This window comes from Leifsonia naganoensis, from assembly GCF_013410615.1.
In the GTDB taxonomy this organism is placed as follows: domain Bacteria; phylum Actinomycetota; class Actinomycetes; order Actinomycetales; family Microbacteriaceae; genus Leifsonia; species Leifsonia aquatica.
On sequence record NZ_JACCHJ010000001.1, the window covers coordinates 1,248,850 to 1,263,990 of the forward strand.

Genomic DNA, 15,141 nt, shown 5'->3' on the forward strand with positions numbered 1-15,141 from the left:
AATCAACCCCCAGAAGCCTGACGGTGCGCCTCTTCACCTGCTCCGGCGCGACGGACAGAATGAATGCCTGTGAGCATCCCCCGCCCCGCCAGCACCTACCGCCTCCAGATCTCCGCCGACTTCACCCTCCGCGACGCCGCCCGGGTGCTCGACCACGTGCACCGGCTCGGCGCCGACTGGGTCTACCTGTCGCCGCTGCTGCAGTCCGAGCACGGCTCCAACCACGGGTACGACGTGATCGACCACAGCCACGTGGACGAGTCCCGCGGTGGCCCGGAGGCCTTCCGCGACTTCGCGGCGGCCGCCCACGAGCGCGGCCTGCGGGTGCTGGTCGACATCGTCCCGAACCACATGGGCGTCGCGACGCCGCGCGACAACGCCTGGTGGTGGGAGGTGCTCACCCACGGCCGCGACGCCGAGCACGCCGACTTCTTCGACATCGACTGGGACTTCGGCGGCGGGAGGCTGCGGCTCCCGATCCTCGGCGACGGCCCGGACGAGCTGGATGCGCTGCGCGTGGAGGACGGCGAGCTGCGGTACTACGACCACCGCTTCCCGATCGCGCCCGGCACCGGCGACGGGAGCCCCCGCGAGGTGCACGACCGGCAGCACTACGAGCTGATGTCGTGGCGGCGGGCCGACGACGAGCTGAACTACCGACGCTTCTTCGCCGTGAACACGCTGGCCGGGCTCCGCGTGGAGGACGACCGCGTCTTCGACGACACCCACGCCGAGATCGGGCGCTGGCTGCGGGAGGGGCTGGTCGACGGCCTGCGCGTCGACCACCCGGACGGGCTGCGCGACCCCGGCGCCTACCTGGAGCGCCTCGCCGCCCTGGCGGACGGCGCCCCGATCTGGGTCGAGAAGATCCTCGAGGGCGACGAGCGGATGCCGGACTGGCCGGTCGACGGCACGACCGGCTACGACGCGCTCGGGCTGGTCGACCGCGTGCTCACCGACCCGGCGGGGGAGGAGGAGCTGACCGCGCTGGCGGGGGCGCCCGAGTGGACCGCGCTGGTGCGCGAGCGCAAGCGGGCGGTCGCCGACGGGATCCTGCGCTCGGAGGTGCTGCGCGTCGTGCGGGAGCTGAGCGCGGCCGACACCGAGCAGCCCGCCGACGTCGTCGAGCGCACGGCCGACGCCGTCGCCGAGCTGGCCGCGAACTTCCCCGTGTACCGCAGCTACCTGCCGTTCGGCGCCGATCACCTGGCGGAGGCGCAGGAGGCGGCGACCGCCTCCCGGCCCGATCTCGCCGCGACCATCGCCGCCGTGGTCGAGCGCGTCGGCGCCCCCGGCCCTGGCTCCCCGACGGCGCGGTTCGAGCAGACCACGGGCGCGATCATGGCGAAGGGCGTCGAGGACAACGCCTTCTACCGCTACCCCCGGCTGGTGTCGCTGACCGAGGTCGGCGGCGAGCCGAACGTCTTCTCCCTGACCGTGGAAGCCTTCCATCGTCTGCAGGCGGCGCGGGCGGTCGACCTCCCGCACTCGCTCACCGCCCTGACCACGCACGACACGAAGCGCAGCGAGGACACCCGCGCGCGCGTCGCGGTGCTGGCCGAGCTGCCCGAGCGCTGGGCCCGCTTCCTGCACGCCGTGCGCGAGCGGGTCGCGCTCGGCGACGAGCCGCTGGAGGACCTGCTCTGGCAGTCGATCGTCGGCGCGTGGCCGGCGTCGCGCGAGCGGTTGCACGACTACGCGCTGAAGGCCGCGCGGGAGGCGGGGGCCTCGACCTCCTGGATCGACCCCGACGCCGCGTTCGAGGAGCGGATGGCCGCGCTCGTCGACTCCGCTTTCGACGACGACCGCGTGCGGGCCGAGGTGGAGGCGATCGCCGCGATCGTGGCGGCTCCGGGCGCGAGCAACGGTCTGGCGGCCAAGCTCATCCAGCTGACCGTCCCCGGCGTCCCGGACGTGTACCAGGGCACCGAGCGCTGGGACCGTTCGCTGGTCGACCCGGACAACCGGCGCCCGGTCGAGTTCGAGGCGGCGGAGGCGCTCCTCGCGCACATCGACGAGGGCTGGCAGCCGCCGATCGACTCGTCGGGCGCGGCGAAGGTGCTGGTCACCTCCCGCGCGCTCCGGCTGCGCCGCGATCGGCCGGACCTCTTCACCGGCTACCGCCCGGTGGTCGCCGAGGGCCCGGCCGCCGCCCACCTGGTCGGCTTCGACCGCGGCGGCGCGATCACGCTCGCGACGCGCCTGCCGCACCGGCTCGCCGAGGCGGGAGGCTGGGGCGAGACGACGGTCGACCTGGGCGAGGGAATGGTGGGCGACGGGATGCTGCGCGACGCCTTCACCGGCCGCACCCATCGCGGGCGCGCCCGCCTGGCCGAGGTGTTCGACCGGTACCCGGTCGCGCTGCTGGTCCCGGCCGACGCCACCGCCGCCACCGAGGAGGACGCACGATGAGCGTGGAGCGCACCTTCCCCGCCCGCACCTTCCCGGTCTGGGCGCCCGACGCCGAGCGCGTCGACCTCGTCGTGACCGGCCGCGACCCCCTCCCGCTCACCCGCGAGGACGGCGGCTGGTGGCGACTGGCCGAGCCGCTCCCGGCCTCCCCCGAACCCGTGGACTACGCGTTCTCGGTCGACGGGTCGGACCCGCGTCCCGACCCGCGGTCCCTGCGGCAGCCGGGCGGCGTGCACGCCCCCGGCCGCGAGTTCGACCCGGGCGCATACGCCTGGGGCGACTCCGCCTGGCGCGGCCGCGACCTGACCGGAGCCGTGATCTACGAGCTGCACCTCGGCACCTTCACCCCCGAGGGCACCCTGGATGCCGCGGCCGGCCGGCTCGACCACCTCGTCGACCTCGGCGTGGAGGCCATCGAGCTCCTGCCGGTCAACGCGTTCAACGGCACGCACAACTGGGGCTACGACGGCGTGCTCTGGTACGCCGTGCACGAGCCGTACGGCGGCCCGGAGGCGTACCAGCGCTTCGTCGACGCCTGCCACGCGCGGGGTGTCGCTGTCATCCAGGACGTCGTCTACAACCATCTCGGCCCGAGCGGCAACTACCTGCCCGTCTTCGGGCCGTACCTCGGCGACGCGCACAGCACCTGGGGCGCCTCCGTGAACCTCGACGGTCCGCAGTCGGACGAGGTGCGCCGGTACATCCTCGACAACGTGCGGTACTGGCTCGCGGACATGCACGTCGACGGGCTGCGGCTCGACGCCGTTCATGCCCTCCACGATTCGCGGGCCGAGCACATCCTGGAGGCGATGGCCCGGGAGGCTGCAGCCGTGACCGAGCGGACAGGACGCCCGACGACCCTCATCGCCGAGAGCGACCTCAACGACCCGAAGCTCATCCGATCCCGCGCCCACCACGGCTACGGCCTCGACGCACAGTGGGATGACGACGTGCACCACGCGCTGCACGCCAACCTGACCGGCGAGGTCACCGGCTACTACGCCGACTTCGGCGATCCGGCCGCCCTGGTGAAGGTGTTCGAGCGCGGCTTCTTCCATGACGGCACGTGGTCGAGCTTCCGCGAGCGCCACCACGGACGCCCCCTCGACGCCGACATCCCGTTCACCCGGCTCGTCGCGTTCAGCCAGGACCACGACCAGATCGGCAACCGCGCCGCCGGCGACCGTCTCACCGCCACCCTCGGCGCCGGCTCCCTCGCCGTCGCCGCCACCCTCACCCTGCTCGGCCCGTTCACGCCGATGCTCTTCATGGGCGAGGAGTGGGGGGCGACGACCCCGTGGCAGTTCTTCACCTCCCACCCCGAGAAGGAGCTCGGCGAGGCCACCGCGCGCGGCCGCATCGCCGAGTTCGCCCGCATGGGCTGGGACCCGGAGACCGTGCCCGACCCGCAGGACCCGCAGACCTTCGTCCGCTCGAAGCTGGACTGGTCGGAGTCGGAGCGGGCAGAGCACGCGCGCCTGCTCGACTGGTACCGCACCCTCACCGCACTGCGCCGCGGCATCCCGGCGCTCGCCCGCGCGACCGACGTCACGTTCGATGGCGGCGTTTTCGCGTTCACCCGCGGCGGCCTCCGGGTGGAGGCGGCGCTGAGCGGCGGCGGCCTGGCCGAGGCCGCGGCGGACGGGGAGGCCGTCGCCTCCTTCGCCGACGCCGTCCGCGTGACCCGCCTGGTCGCTTAGGAGGCGAGCTTCATACTCACCAGACGATTCAGGCTCACGTGCTCTTCGGCGGCACGGACCACGAGCGCGCGGTGCAACTCTGGTGGGACGCGGACCTTGAACTCTCCGCTGTAGCGTCGCTCCGAGAACGGCACAGGGATCGGCTCACCCGCGCTCTGGAGGTCGGCAACCACCTCGCGCACGAGGTCGACGATCCCGGTCAAGGCTCCGGCCTGGGTCGCCGCGAGCCAGGAGAGGGCGGGGAACTCCGCCACCTTGCCGACGAACTCGCCATCCTCCGCGGACCATTCGACTCGGTACGTGTAATGCAGATATTCGCTCATCGTCCCTGTCCCTTCAGCCGGTCGATCGCCGTCAGCACCTGACGGACCTGGTGCGGCTTCGCCCCGCGACCGTTCTGGATGTTCACCCGCGGGTCGCCGGGCCGGGGCATCCGGAAGACCATGTGGCTGGATCCCTTCTGACGCGGTGGCCCGAAGAATTCTTCGCACACCTTGACCAGGTCGACGAATGACACGCCCTTCGGGTTGGAGCGCATCTCAACGAGGATCTTCTCGACGCCGGTCATATCCAATGGTGTCACTATTGCCACCATTTTACAAGGCGCGCGGAGGGAGCCTCCACTCCTCCCCGCTGCGTTAACGACCCGCACCCCCGCTGTCAACCGCTGGTGAGGGGGCGTCGGTGCCCGGTACTCTTGCGGTTCCACGATCGGAGGCGCCGTGAGCGAGCCCAGCCCATCCCACCCCCGCACTGCACCAGCTGCAGCCCGCGCACGCGGGGCCGTCAGGTGACGGCAGAGCGCTCGCGGCCGTACCCGCTCGGGGTCACGCTCGTCGAGGGCGGTGCGAACGTCGCCGTCTACAGCGAGCGCGCCGACAAGGTGGTCGTCTCGATCTTCGATCACCGCGGACGCGAGAAGCAGACCGTGCTCACCGAGCGCACCGGCCACGTCTTCCACGGCTTCGTCCCCGGGCTGACCGCGGGCACGCGCCACGGCCTGCGCGTCCACGGCCCGTGGGACCCGGCCAACGGCCTCCGCTTCGCGCCCGCGAAGGTGCTGCTGCCTCCCCGCTCCCGCGCCGTCACCGGGTCGTGGGACAACACGCAGGCGGTCTTCGGGCACCAGCTCGGCCGCCCGCGCCGCCGCAGCGACACGAACGGCGCCCGGCACGTGGCGCTCGGCGTCGCCGTCGACCGCCAGGAGTTCGACTGGGGCGACCACGAGCGGCCTCACACCCCGCTGAGCGAGACCATCATCTACGAGCTGCACGTGAAGGGATTCACGAAGCTGATGGAGTGGGTGCCGGAGGAGTTCCGCGGCAGCTACGCCGGGCTCGCGCACCCCGCCGCTGTCGAGTACCTCAAGAACCTCGGGGTCACCGCGGTCGAGCTGCTGCCCATCCACCAGTTCGTCCAGGATGCGCACCTGCTCGAGAAGGGTCTGCGCAACTACTGGGGCTACAACTCGATCGGCTTCTTCGCGCCGCACAACGAGTACGCGGCCACCGGCGACACCGGCCACCAGGTCGACGAGTTCAAGGGGATGGTCAAGGCGCTGCACGCCGCGGGCATCGAGGTCATCCTCGACGTGGTCTACAACCACACCGCGGAGGGCAACGACCTCGGCCCGACGTACAGCTACAAGGGCATCGACAACCCCTCGTACTACCGGCTGGTGGAGGGCGACGCCGCCCACTACTTCGACACCACCGGCACGGGCAACAGCGTCAACGTGAGCCACCCGGCCGCGCTGCAGCTGATCATGGACTCGCTGCGCTACTGGGTCGAGGACATGCACATCGACGGGTTCCGCTTCGACCTCGCGACGACGCTCACCCGCCAGGGCGGCGACGCCAGCCTCCACAGCGCCTTCCTCACCCTCATCCAGCAGGACCCGACGCTCGCCGAGGTCAAGCTCATCGCCGAGCCGTGGGATGTCGCCGGCTACCAGCTGGGCGGGTTCCCGGCCGACTGGTCCGAGTGGAACGGCAAGTTCCGGGATGACGTGCGCGACTTCTGGCGCGGAACGCCCGGGGTGCTGTCGACCCTGTCGCAGCGCGTGCTGGGCAGCCCGGACATCTACGAGGACTCCCGCCGCGCCCCGCTCTCGAGCGTCAACTTCGTGACCGCCCACGACGGCTTCACCCTCGCCGACCTCACCAGCTACGAGGAGAAGCACAACGAGGCGAACGGGGAGGACAACCGCGACGGGGAGTCCGACAACCGCTCCCGCAACTACGGCGCCGAAGGTCCGACCGACGACGAGGCGATCAACGCCCTCCGCATCCGGCAGCGCAAGAACTTCCTCGCGACGGTGCTCCTCTCCGCCGGCGTGCCGATGATCCTCGGCGGCGACGAGATCGGGCGCACGCAGCAGGGCAACAACAACGCCTACTGCCAGGACAACGAGATCTCCTGGTTCGACTGGGAGAACGCGGACTGGGACCTCCACCGCTTCACCACGGAACTCATCCGGCTGCGGCGCACGGAGCCGGCGCTGCGCCCCGAGTGGTACCGGCACGCGCCCGAGGTCGGCGGCCCCGACACCGTGCAGATCGTCCGCACCGACGGCGAGCCCTTCGGCGACGACGACTGGGGCGACCCGGAGGCGCGCTCGATCGGGTTCGTGCTGCGCCACGAGGACGCCGATGCCTTCCTCCTGCTCTTCAACGCCGCGGGCAACGGGGTGGACTTCACGCTGCCCGCGTCCGACGGGCAGCCGTGGGAGCTCGCACTGTCCAGCGACCCCGAGCTGACCGTGGCCGCCGACGCGCCCAACGTCATCCTGGGCGAGACCTCCTTCGCTCTGCTGCGCTCGCGCCGCGCGGACGACAACCAGGGCGCGGATGGAGACGACCACCGGGACGAGTAGGCGTGAGGGGGGGCGCGCGCCTGCGGCACTCCCGCGGCCACGCCTCCGGAACTCCGGAGATTCGGCGCCATCGCGCCCGGCTCCCCGGATCTGCGGCGACTGAGGCGGGCTAAGCGGTCGGGACGGCGGCGGCGGGAGCGCGCACGGCCTCCACGATCCGGGCGGGGACGGTCTCGTCCTGCAGCGACGTGGTGTCGCCGAGCGGGCGGCCGTCGAAGATGTCGACCAGCAGGCGGCGCATGATCTTGCCAGAGCGGGTCTTCGGGAGGTCATCGACGAGCACGATGTGACGCGGCTTGGCGATCGCGCCGATCTCGCGCGTCACCTGGTCGCGCAGCTCCGCCCCGGTGGGCGCGCCTCCCGACGGCACGACGAACGCCGCGACCGCCTGGCCCGTGGTCTCGTCCCCGACACCCACGACGGCGGCCTCGGAGACGGCGGGATGGGCGACGAGCGCCGATTCGATCTCGATCGTCGAGAGGCGGTGGCCCGAGACGTTGATGACGTCGTCGAGGCGGCCGAGCAGCCAGATGTAGCCGTCCGCATCCACCGCCGCCCCGTCGCCGGCGAGGAAGTAGCCGCGGTCGGCGTACGGCGCCCAGTACGAGTCGCGGTACCGCTCGGGGTCGCCCCACACGGTGCGCGACATCGACGGCCAGGTGCCGTCGATCACGATCGAGCCGCCCGAACCGCGCGGCACATCGTTCCCGCGCTCATCCACGACACGTACCGTCACTCCCGGAACCGCGACCGTCGCCGACCCCGGCTTGAGCGCGGTGACGCCCGGCAGCGGCGCGACGATGGCGGCGCCGGACTCCGACTGCCACCAGGTGTCGACGACCGGCGCGCGGCCGGCGCCGATCTGCTCGCGGAACCACACCCACGCCTCCGGGTTGATCGCCTCGCCCACGGTGCCGAGCAGCCGGATGCTTCTGAGGTCCCAGCGGTCGCCGAGCCCCTCCGGGAACCAGGTCATGAAGGTCCGGATGAGCGTCGGGGCCGTGTAGTAGGTCGTCACGCCGTAGCGTTCGATGATCTCGAAGTGGCGGCCGGTCGTCGGCGTGTTCGGCGTGCCCTCGTAGATGACGGAGGTGGTGCCGTTGGAGAGCGGCCCGTAGAGCACGTAGGTGTGTGCGGTGACCCAGGCGAGGTCGGCCGTGCACCAGTAGACGTCCGAGTCCTTCGCGTCGAAGAGCGCCCAGTGGCTCCACGACGCCTGCGTCAGGTAGCCACCGGTCGTGTGGACGACGCCCTTCGGCCGCCCCGTCGTGCCGGAGGTGTAGATGATGAAGAGCGGGGTCTCGGCGTCGAAGAACTCGGGCTCGTGCACGTCGGAGGCGGTGCCGACCACGTCGTGCCACCACACGTCGCGTCCCTCGGTCCACGGGATGTCCGGCGTGAGGTCGCCGGTGCGGCGCACGACGAGCACGTGCTCGATCGCGTTGTCGCCCGCGACGGCCGCGTCCGCGTTCTCCTTCACCGGCACGGCCGTCCCGCGGCGGAACTGTCCGTCGGAGGTGACCAGCAGTTTCGCGCCGGTGTCTTCCACGCGGAAGCGCAGCGCCTCTGCCGAGAAGCCGCCGAAGACGAGCGAGTGGATGGCGCCCACGCGGGCGATCGCGAGCGTGATGACGACGGTCTCGGGGATGACGGGCAGGTAGACGACGACGCGGTCTCCCTTCCCGACCCCGAGCGCGGTGAGCGCGTTCGCCGCCTGCGCGACGCGTCGCTGGAGCTCGGCGTACGTGATCGTCTCCGTGTCGCCCGGCTCGCCCTCGAAGTGCAGCGCGACGCGGTCGCCGTTGCCGGCGTCGACGTGCCGGTCGACGCAGTTCACCGCGGCGTTGAGGCGGCCGCCGGCGAACCACTCGGCGCGCGGGATGCTCAGAGCGCCGTCCGCATCCCGGGTCGCGGGCTCCCAGGTGTGCGCGGTGTGCCAGGGCTCGGCCCAGTCGAGCCGGGCGGCCTGCCGCTCCCAGAACGCGACCGGGTCGGCCGCGTCGACGAAGACGCTCGCATCGACGTTCGCCTGCCCGGCGAACTCGGGGGACGGCTCGTAGAGGCGGCTCTCACGGCCGAGGTTCTCGATGGGCGCACTCACGCTCCGACGCTAGCCGAGCGACCGCGCGGCCCGCCGGGATGCGCGCAACGCTGCGTAATCGGCGCCGATTCTTATGAGCTCCGGGCGTAGCTCATAAAAACGCGAGAAACCCTTATGAGCTTCGCACTCGGTATCGCAGCCGCGCGAACTGCCCGATCGCCTCCGCCGACTCGAGCGTCAGCCGGTCGGACTCGATGCGGCGCGGGAAGAGCGGGGCGCCGCCGGTGAGCGCGACGGGCGCGACCGAGATCGCGAGCTCGTCGAGGGCTCCCGCGTCGAGGAACTGGCCGGCCAGCTCTCCGCCGCCGACCACCCAGATGTCGCCCTCGCCCGCAGCCTCCCGGATCGTTGGCAGCGCGTCGGCGACGGAGCCCGAGACGAACCGGATGTCGGCCCCCTCCGGCACGGGCAGGTCCCGATGCGTGAACACGAATGTCGGCCGGTCGCCGTGGAACTCGTGCCACCGTTCGGGATGCGCGAGGATGTCGGACTCGGCGAGCACCCACTCGTACGTGGTCGACCCCTCGACCATGACGGCAGCGTCGTCCGGTAGGAGGCCCTCGGCGGGCTCGTCCCCTCCCGGGACCGCGAAAAGCCAGGCGAGCGAGTTCTGCTCGTCGGCGATCCAGCCGTTGACGGACGTGGCGGTGTCGAAGACGATCTTTCCCATGTGGCGACGGTACCGGTGACGACCGACACCCCTCGGTGGGAGCATGGGCGCATGGATGCCGTCGACGCCCTGACCGAGATCGCCTTCTGGCTGGAGCGCGACCTGGCCCCCAGCTTCAAGGTGAAGGCGTTCCGCACGGCCGCCGCGATCATCGCCCCTCTCGACCCGGGCGAGCTCGCCGACCGCGTCGCCGACGGCCGGCTCAAGCGGACCAAGGGCATCGGCGACCGCACCTTCCAGGTGATCTCGCAGGCCGTCGCCGGCGACGTGCCCGACTACCTGGCCGACCTGCGCGCGAAGAACACCGAACCGCTGGATGCCGCGGGCGCCGAGCTGCGCGCGCAGCTGCGCGGCGACCTCCACGCGCACACCGAGTGGTCGGACGGCACGACGCCGATCGAGGCGATGGCGGCCGCCGCGGCGCTGCTCGGCCGCGAGTACCAGGCCATCACCGATCACTCCCCCAACCTGACCGTCGCGAACGGGCTCAGCGCCGAGCGCCTGACCGAGCAGCTGGAGGCCATCGCCGCCCTCGACACGGGGTCCGTGACCCTCCTCACCGGCATCGAGGTCGACATCCTGGAGGACGGCACGCTCGACCAGACGCCGGACCTGCTCGACCGGCTCGACGTGGTCGTCGCGAGCGTGCACTCCAAGCTGCGCGCCGACCGCCGCACGATGACCGCCCGGATGCTCGGCGGCATCCGCTCCCCGCAGACCAACGTGCTCGGCCACTGCACCGGCCGTCTCGTGCAGGGGTCCCGCGGCACCCGGCCGCCGTCGGAGTTCGACGCGGAGGACGTGTTCGCGGCGTGCGCGGAGAACCAGGTGGCGGTCGAGATCAACTCGCGTCCGGAACGGCAGGACCCGCCCGACGACCTCATCCGGCTTGCTCTCGACGCCGGCTGCCTCTTCTCGATCGACACGGACGCGCACGCACCCGGGCAGCTCGACTTCCTCTCCTACGGCGCCGCCCGCGCGGCGGCGAACGGCGTTCCCGCCGACCGGATCGTCACCACCTGGCCGCTGGAGCGGCTGCGCGACTGGCTCAGGAAGAGCTAGCGCCGAGGTGCTCGATCTCCGGGGCAGACAGGTGCAGCACGCGGTGACCCGCGCGGACCTACTGGCCCCAGGCCGACGCAGGCGCCTGGACGATCTCCACGGGCCGGGTGCTCCAGTGCGCGCCGTTCGCGTAGTGGCTCGTCGCCCACGGCGACGCCCAGATCGCGGCGGCGGTGGCGTCCGCGCTCGTGCCGGCCTGCAGGCCCGCGACGATGCCGGGGTATCCGCGCTGGAGGTTCTTCGCGCAGTACTCGGCGGCGCTCACGAGGTCGGTGTAGCTGCCGAGGCCGGCTCCGCCTCCGGAGCCGTAGCCGTTGTTGAGAGGATTGTTACGGTTCCACCAGTCCGGCGGCCCGTTCTCCTGCCGCATCCAGCGCAGCATCACGGTGACGTTGGCCTCGGTCTGCGGCCAGCCGCCGAACATCAGGACGAGCTTGGCCCACGCCTCGTTGGTGCCGACCGTGGCGAGGGTCTGGAGGCCGTCGGTCGCGCCGATCGCGTCACGGTCGATGACGGGAGCGGCGATGGTCGCGTCGACGGCGAGGTGCTGATCGGGTTCGGTGGGGCCGCCGTCCACGGGGGTCTGGCCCGGCGCGAGGGTGGAGACGGGGGCGGCGAGTACTGTGGCGGCCAGCGCCGCGTCGGTGGGCACGATCGAGAAGCCGGCGACCAGGGCGACGAGGGCGAGCGTGACGCCCAGGCGGTGGTGGAGCGGCATGCGGGTCACCAGGCTCCGCACCGGCGTGGGAGCCGGGGCGGGCGCTGCGCTGCGACGGCCTGCCGAACGGCGGCCGCGGGCGCCGGGGGTGACGGATGCGGGCTGCATACCCGACCGAGAGTACCAAAGGCGTGCTGGAATGGAACCGGGAGGAGGGACCGATGACCTCGAACGAGAACGCAGCGGAGCCCACGGGCACCGCATCGACGGCGGCGGAGGTCCCCGCCGACACCCCCTCCCGCCGGTTCCGCGACGGCCCGCATCTGCCCGCCCTCGTCGTCACTCTGATCGTCACGGTCATCGCGGGGCTCTTCGCCGGCACCTACGCCTGGGCGATGGGCGACCCGCAGCCGCACGATGTGCCGATCGGCCTGGTCTCGACGACACACACCCCGGACGAGCTGGCGACGGAGCTGCAGGCGCGGACCGGGACCACCTTCATCGTCCGCCCGTACGACACCGAGACGGACGCCGAGGCAGCGATCCGGGAGCAGGTGGTCTACGGCGCGCTGGTCGAGCAGTTGAACGGCTCGGTGCGGCTCTACGTCTCGAGCGCATCCGGGGCCTCGGTCGCCCGGCTCCTCGAGGCGGACGCCCCGCGCCTGGAGCAGTCGATCGGGCAGCCGGTGACGGTCATCGACGCACATCCGCTCGGTCCGAAGGATCCGAACGGCCTCGTGCTGTTCTACGTCGCCCTCGCCGCGGTCGTCATCGGGTTCGTCGGCGCCATCCAGACCCGGGTGAACGCGGCCAAGCTGACCCTCGGCGGCGAGCTGTTCTGGGATGTGGTGCGCTCCGTGCTCGGCGGCTTCGCGATCGCGTTCACGGTCGGCCCGCTGCTCGGCGTGCTGCCGATCCCCTTCTTCGCCGTCTGGGGAGTGCTCGCCCCCACGATGCTGATCGCCGGAGCGACGTACAGCTTCTGGAGGGTGTTGATCGGCGCGCGGTGGGCGATGCTGCCGACCTGGATCGTGTTCGTGCTGATCAGCAACCCGTCGTCGGGCGGCGCGGTCGCGCCCGAGCTGCTGCCGCCGTTCTACCAGTTCATGGGGCGCTGGCTGCCGACCGGGGCGACCGTGCGGGCCGTGCGCGACCTGACGTACTTCCCGGAGAATCTGCATCTCGAGCCGTACATCGTGCTGGCCGTCTGGCTGGTCGCCTCGGTCGGGCTGTTCACCGCCGTGCGGCTGTTCCGGTACGGCCCTGGCGCGCCCGGCGACATCCTGCACACCTGGCGCAGCATCGCCTGGCGGCCCGGGCAGGCGGGCGCGAGCGCAGGCGCCGAGGCCGCCACCTAGGCCCGGGCCAGCGGGACCGGACCCCGAGACCCGTCAGAGCTGGGTCGAGTTCAGCCGCGCGAGCAGGTCGGCGAGGCGGCCGACGTCGTCGGCGCCCCACTTGCGCAGGCTGCGGTAGAGCCGCGCCTGATCGGCCACGCGCGCCTCGTTGACCTTCTCGATCGCGGGCGGCGTCGCCACGAGGAAGCTCGCGCGGCGATCGGACGGATCGACGCGGCGCTCGATCAGATCGAGATCTTCGAGGATTCGAACCTGTCGGCTCACGACGCTCTTGTCGGTCGAGAGCAGGCCGGCCAGGGCGCCGGCGTGCAGCGGGCCCGTGCGGACCAGCGTGCTGAGCAGTCGGTAGCCGACCGGCTGGAGATCGGGGTGCACCTTCGCGGCGCGCTCCCGCATCCCCGAGCTCACCTGGTTGAAGAGGATGGTGAACTGCTCCTCGACCGACGCGATGGCCTGGTCGACCGCCGGGTCGGGGGCGGCCGAACGGGCGGCGGCGTCTCGCGCCGTCGCCCGCTCGGTGTTGTCCATGGCCGCGATCATAACCGGTCCGATCAGCGATCTTCCTGAGCGGGACGATCGCCAGCCGGCTGCCCGGAACGGACCGCCCCGACGGAGCCGGTGACCGGAGCCGCGATCATCGCCTCGGCGACTTCCACGAGGTTCTCCTCGGCGGCCTCGACGGCCGACTCCGGGGCCTTCTCCTTCATCAGCTCGACCGCGGTCTTCGTGCCGAGCGTGTTGTTCGGGAGGAACGCGATCGCGATGATGGTGATGATCGCGAGCGGCACCGCCACCAGGAAGACGTCGGCGACGCCCTGGCCGTAGACCGATTCGACGATGCTGCGCACGCTCGCCGGGAGGGTGTTCACCTCGGGCAGCGTTCCGCTCTTCAGCAGCTGCCCGATCTCGGCGCCCTTCGCCCCGAGCTTGGCGAGGATGCCCTGCAGCTCCGCGCCGTGTGCGGCCATCCCGTCGGCGACCTTCGTGCCCAGGATGCTTCCCATGACCGAGACGCCGATGGTGCCGCCGAGGCTGCGGAAGAACGCCACGTTGGAGCTCGCCGCTCCCAGCTGCTCCGGACGCACGGTGTTCTGCACGATGAGCACCAGGTTCTGCATCACCATGCCGACACCGGCTCCGAGGATGAGCATGTAGAGCGAGACGAGCACGTAGTCCGTGTCGTACTTGATCGTGCTCATCAGGTACAGGCCGATGGTCAGCAGGATGGATCCCACGACCATGAAGCTCTTCCACTTGCCGAAGCGGCTGATCAGGTTGCCGACGATCGTCGACGACAGCAGCAGGCCGAGGATCATCGGCAGCGTCAGCAGGCCCGACTGGGTCGGCGTCGCGCCACGGGCGACCTGCATGTACTGGCCGAGGAACACCGACGTGCCGAACATCGCGACGCCCACCGAGATGGAGGCGATGACCGCGAGGGTGAACGTGCGGTTCTTGAACATCGCGAGCGGGATGATCGGCTCCTTGACCACCAGCTCGGTGATGACCGTGGCGGCGAGCAGTGCGATCGATCCGCCGACCATCCAGATGGTCTCCGGGCTCCACCAGTCGAAGTTGGTGCCGGCCATCGAGACCCAGATCAGGATCAGCGAGATGCCGCCGGCGAGGAAGATCGCGCCGAGGTAGTCGATGCGGACCTTGCGGATCGCGCGCTTCGGGAGGCGCAGCGTGAACTGCAGCAGGATGATCGCGACGATCGCGACCGGCACGCCCACGAAGAAGTTCCAGCGCCAGCCGATGGAGTCGGTGAGCAGTCCGCCGATCAGCGGTCCGCCGACCGTGCCGACCGCCATGATGCCGCCGAAGAGGCCCATGTAGCGGCCGCGCTCACGCGGGCTGATGATGTCGGCCATGATGATCTGGCTGAGGGCGGTGAGGCCACCGGCGCCGAGGCCCTGGACCACGCGGAAGCCGATGAGCATGTTGGTGTCTTGCGAGAAGCCGGCGAGCGCCGAGCCGAGCACGAAGAGCACGAGGGCGAGCTGGATGAGCAGCTTGCGGTTGAAGAGGTCGGCGAGCTTGCCCCAGATCGGGGTGGAGACCGTGGTCGCGAGCAGCGTGCTCGTGACGACCCAGGTGTAGGCGGTCTGATCGCCGCCGAGTTCCGAGATGATCCGCGGCATCGAGGTCGACACGACCGTGCCCGCGAGGATCGAGACGAACATCCCGAGCAGCAGCCCGGAGAGGGATTCGAGCACCTGGCGGTGCGACATCGCCGAAGCGGGCGCTGCGTCCTCCTTGGTAAGAGTTCCTGACATGTGATTCCTTCGCACAATTGGTTGAC

The 15,141-nt window shown here is 71.3% G+C and carries 12 protein-coding genes; 5 read left to right on the forward strand and 7 right to left on the reverse strand.

Annotated elements, in window-relative coordinates; translation table 11 throughout:
• Window positions 1-75 precede the first annotated feature (75 nt).
• The gene (treY, locus tag HNR14_RS05985; RefSeq protein ID WP_343064561.1) at window positions 76-2,412 is read left to right on the forward strand and encodes a malto-oligosyltrehalose synthase; all 2,337 of its coding nucleotides are present in this window, start codon (window positions 76-78) and stop codon (window positions 2,410-2,412) included.
• Complete coding sequence (treZ, locus tag HNR14_RS05990) at window positions 2,409-4,112, forward strand: malto-oligosyltrehalose trehalohydrolase (RefSeq protein WP_179700302.1); 1,704 nt, start codon at window positions 2,409-2,411, stop codon at window positions 4,110-4,112. Before treY ends, treZ begins: the two co-directional genes overlap by 4 nt.
• Here treZ and HNR14_RS05995 read toward each other — a convergent pair.
• Window positions 4,109-4,435 (reverse strand): type II toxin-antitoxin system HicB family antitoxin, encoded by a 327-nt coding sequence (locus HNR14_RS05995; protein WP_179700303.1) that lies wholly within the window; start codon window positions 4,433-4,435, stop codon window positions 4,109-4,111. The two genes, treZ and HNR14_RS05995, sit on opposite strands and share 4 nt — an antisense overlap.
• On the reverse strand, window positions 4,432-4,695 hold the full coding sequence (locus tag HNR14_RS06000) for a toxin HicA (RefSeq protein WP_343064425.1): 264 nt from the start codon (window positions 4,693-4,695) through the stop codon (window positions 4,432-4,434). Before HNR14_RS06000 ends, HNR14_RS05995 begins: the two co-directional genes overlap by 4 nt.
• 207 nt (window positions 4,696-4,902) lie before the next feature.
• Here HNR14_RS06000 and glgX point away from each other — a divergent pair, with 207 nt between their 5' ends.
• Entirely contained in the window at window positions 4,903-6,987 is a 2,085-nt protein-coding gene (gene glgX, locus HNR14_RS06005) for a glycogen debranching protein GlgX (protein WP_179700304.1), read from the forward strand.
• Window positions 6,988-7,096: 109 nt separating this feature from the next.
• Here the strand turns inward: glgX and acs are convergent, their stop codons facing one another.
• A complete protein-coding gene (acs, locus tag HNR14_RS06010) occupies window positions 7,097-9,088 on the reverse strand; it encodes an acetate--CoA ligase (protein ID WP_179700305.1) in 1,992 nt (663 codons plus the stop codon).
• A 112-nt stretch (window positions 9,089-9,200) separates the two neighbouring features.
• Window positions 9,201-9,758 (reverse strand): dihydrofolate reductase family protein, encoded by a 558-nt coding sequence (locus HNR14_RS06015; protein ID WP_179700306.1) that lies wholly within the window; start codon window positions 9,756-9,758, stop codon window positions 9,201-9,203.
• Window positions 9,759-9,809: 51 nt separating this feature from the next.
• On the opposite strand from HNR14_RS06015, the gene HNR14_RS06020 reads away from it, so the two are divergent.
• Window positions 9,810-10,820 (forward strand): PHP domain-containing protein, encoded by a 1,011-nt coding sequence (locus tag HNR14_RS06020; protein ID WP_179700307.1) that lies wholly within the window; start codon window positions 9,810-9,812, stop codon window positions 10,818-10,820.
• Between the two features lie 58 nt (window positions 10,821-10,878).
• Here the strand turns inward: HNR14_RS06020 and HNR14_RS06025 are convergent, their stop codons facing one another.
• Window positions 10,879-11,646, reverse strand: coding sequence for a hypothetical protein (locus HNR14_RS06025; protein WP_246311528.1), 768 nt, complete (start codon window positions 11,644-11,646; stop codon window positions 10,879-10,881).
• Between the two features lie 53 nt (window positions 11,647-11,699).
• On the opposite strand from HNR14_RS06025, the gene HNR14_RS06030 reads away from it, so the two are divergent.
• Window positions 11,700-12,836, forward strand: a complete 1,137-nt coding sequence (locus HNR14_RS06030) for an ABC transporter permease family protein (protein WP_179700308.1) — start codon at window positions 11,700-11,702, stop codon at window positions 12,834-12,836.
• A gap of 33 nt (window positions 12,837-12,869) precedes the next feature.
• Here the strand turns inward: HNR14_RS06030 and HNR14_RS06035 are convergent, their stop codons facing one another.
• Both HNR14_RS06035 and HNR14_RS06040 read right to left on the reverse strand, forming a co-directional pair.
• Entirely contained in the window at window positions 12,870-13,364 is a 495-nt protein-coding gene (locus HNR14_RS06035) for a MarR family winged helix-turn-helix transcriptional regulator (protein ID WP_246311529.1), read from the reverse strand.
• Window positions 13,365-13,387: 23 nt separating this feature from the next.
• Window positions 13,388-15,115 carry an MDR family MFS transporter gene (locus HNR14_RS06040; protein WP_246311530.1) on the reverse strand — a complete coding sequence of 576 codons (1,728 nt, stop codon included), beginning with the start codon at window positions 15,113-15,115 and terminating at the stop codon, window positions 13,388-13,390.
• Between the last annotated feature and the right edge of the window lie 26 nt (window positions 15,116-15,141).

What these genes read in the sequence shown, in the direction of transcription:
- HNR14_RS06020 (WP_179700307.1), top strand. Translation starts at nt 9,810, where the DNA reads ATGGATGCCGTCGACGCCCTGACCGAGATCGCCTTCTGGCTGGAGCGC.
- HNR14_RS06025 (WP_246311528.1), bottom strand. Translation starts at nt 11,646, where the DNA reads ATGCAGCCCGCATCCGTCACCCCCGGCGCCCGCGGCCGCCGTTCGGCA.
- treZ (WP_179700302.1), top strand. Translation starts at nt 2,409, where the DNA reads ATGAGCGTGGAGCGCACCTTCCCCGCCCGCACCTTCCCGGTCTGGGCG.
- HNR14_RS05995 (WP_179700303.1), bottom strand. Translation starts at nt 4,435, where the DNA reads ATGAGCGAATATCTGCATTACACGTACCGAGTCGAATGGTCCGCGGAG.
- HNR14_RS06030 (WP_179700308.1), top strand. Translation starts at nt 11,700, where the DNA reads ATGACCTCGAACGAGAACGCAGCGGAGCCCACGGGCACCGCATCGACG.
- HNR14_RS06015 (WP_179700306.1), bottom strand. Translation starts at nt 9,758, where the DNA reads ATGGGAAAGATCGTCTTCGACACCGCCACGTCCGTCAACGGCTGGATC.
- HNR14_RS06035 (WP_246311529.1), bottom strand. Translation starts at nt 13,364, where the DNA reads ATGGACAACACCGAGCGGGCGACGGCGCGAGACGCCGCCGCCCGTTCG.
- HNR14_RS06040 (WP_246311530.1), bottom strand. Translation starts at nt 15,115, where the DNA reads ATGTCAGGAACTCTTACCAAGGAGGACGCAGCGCCCGCTTCGGCGATG.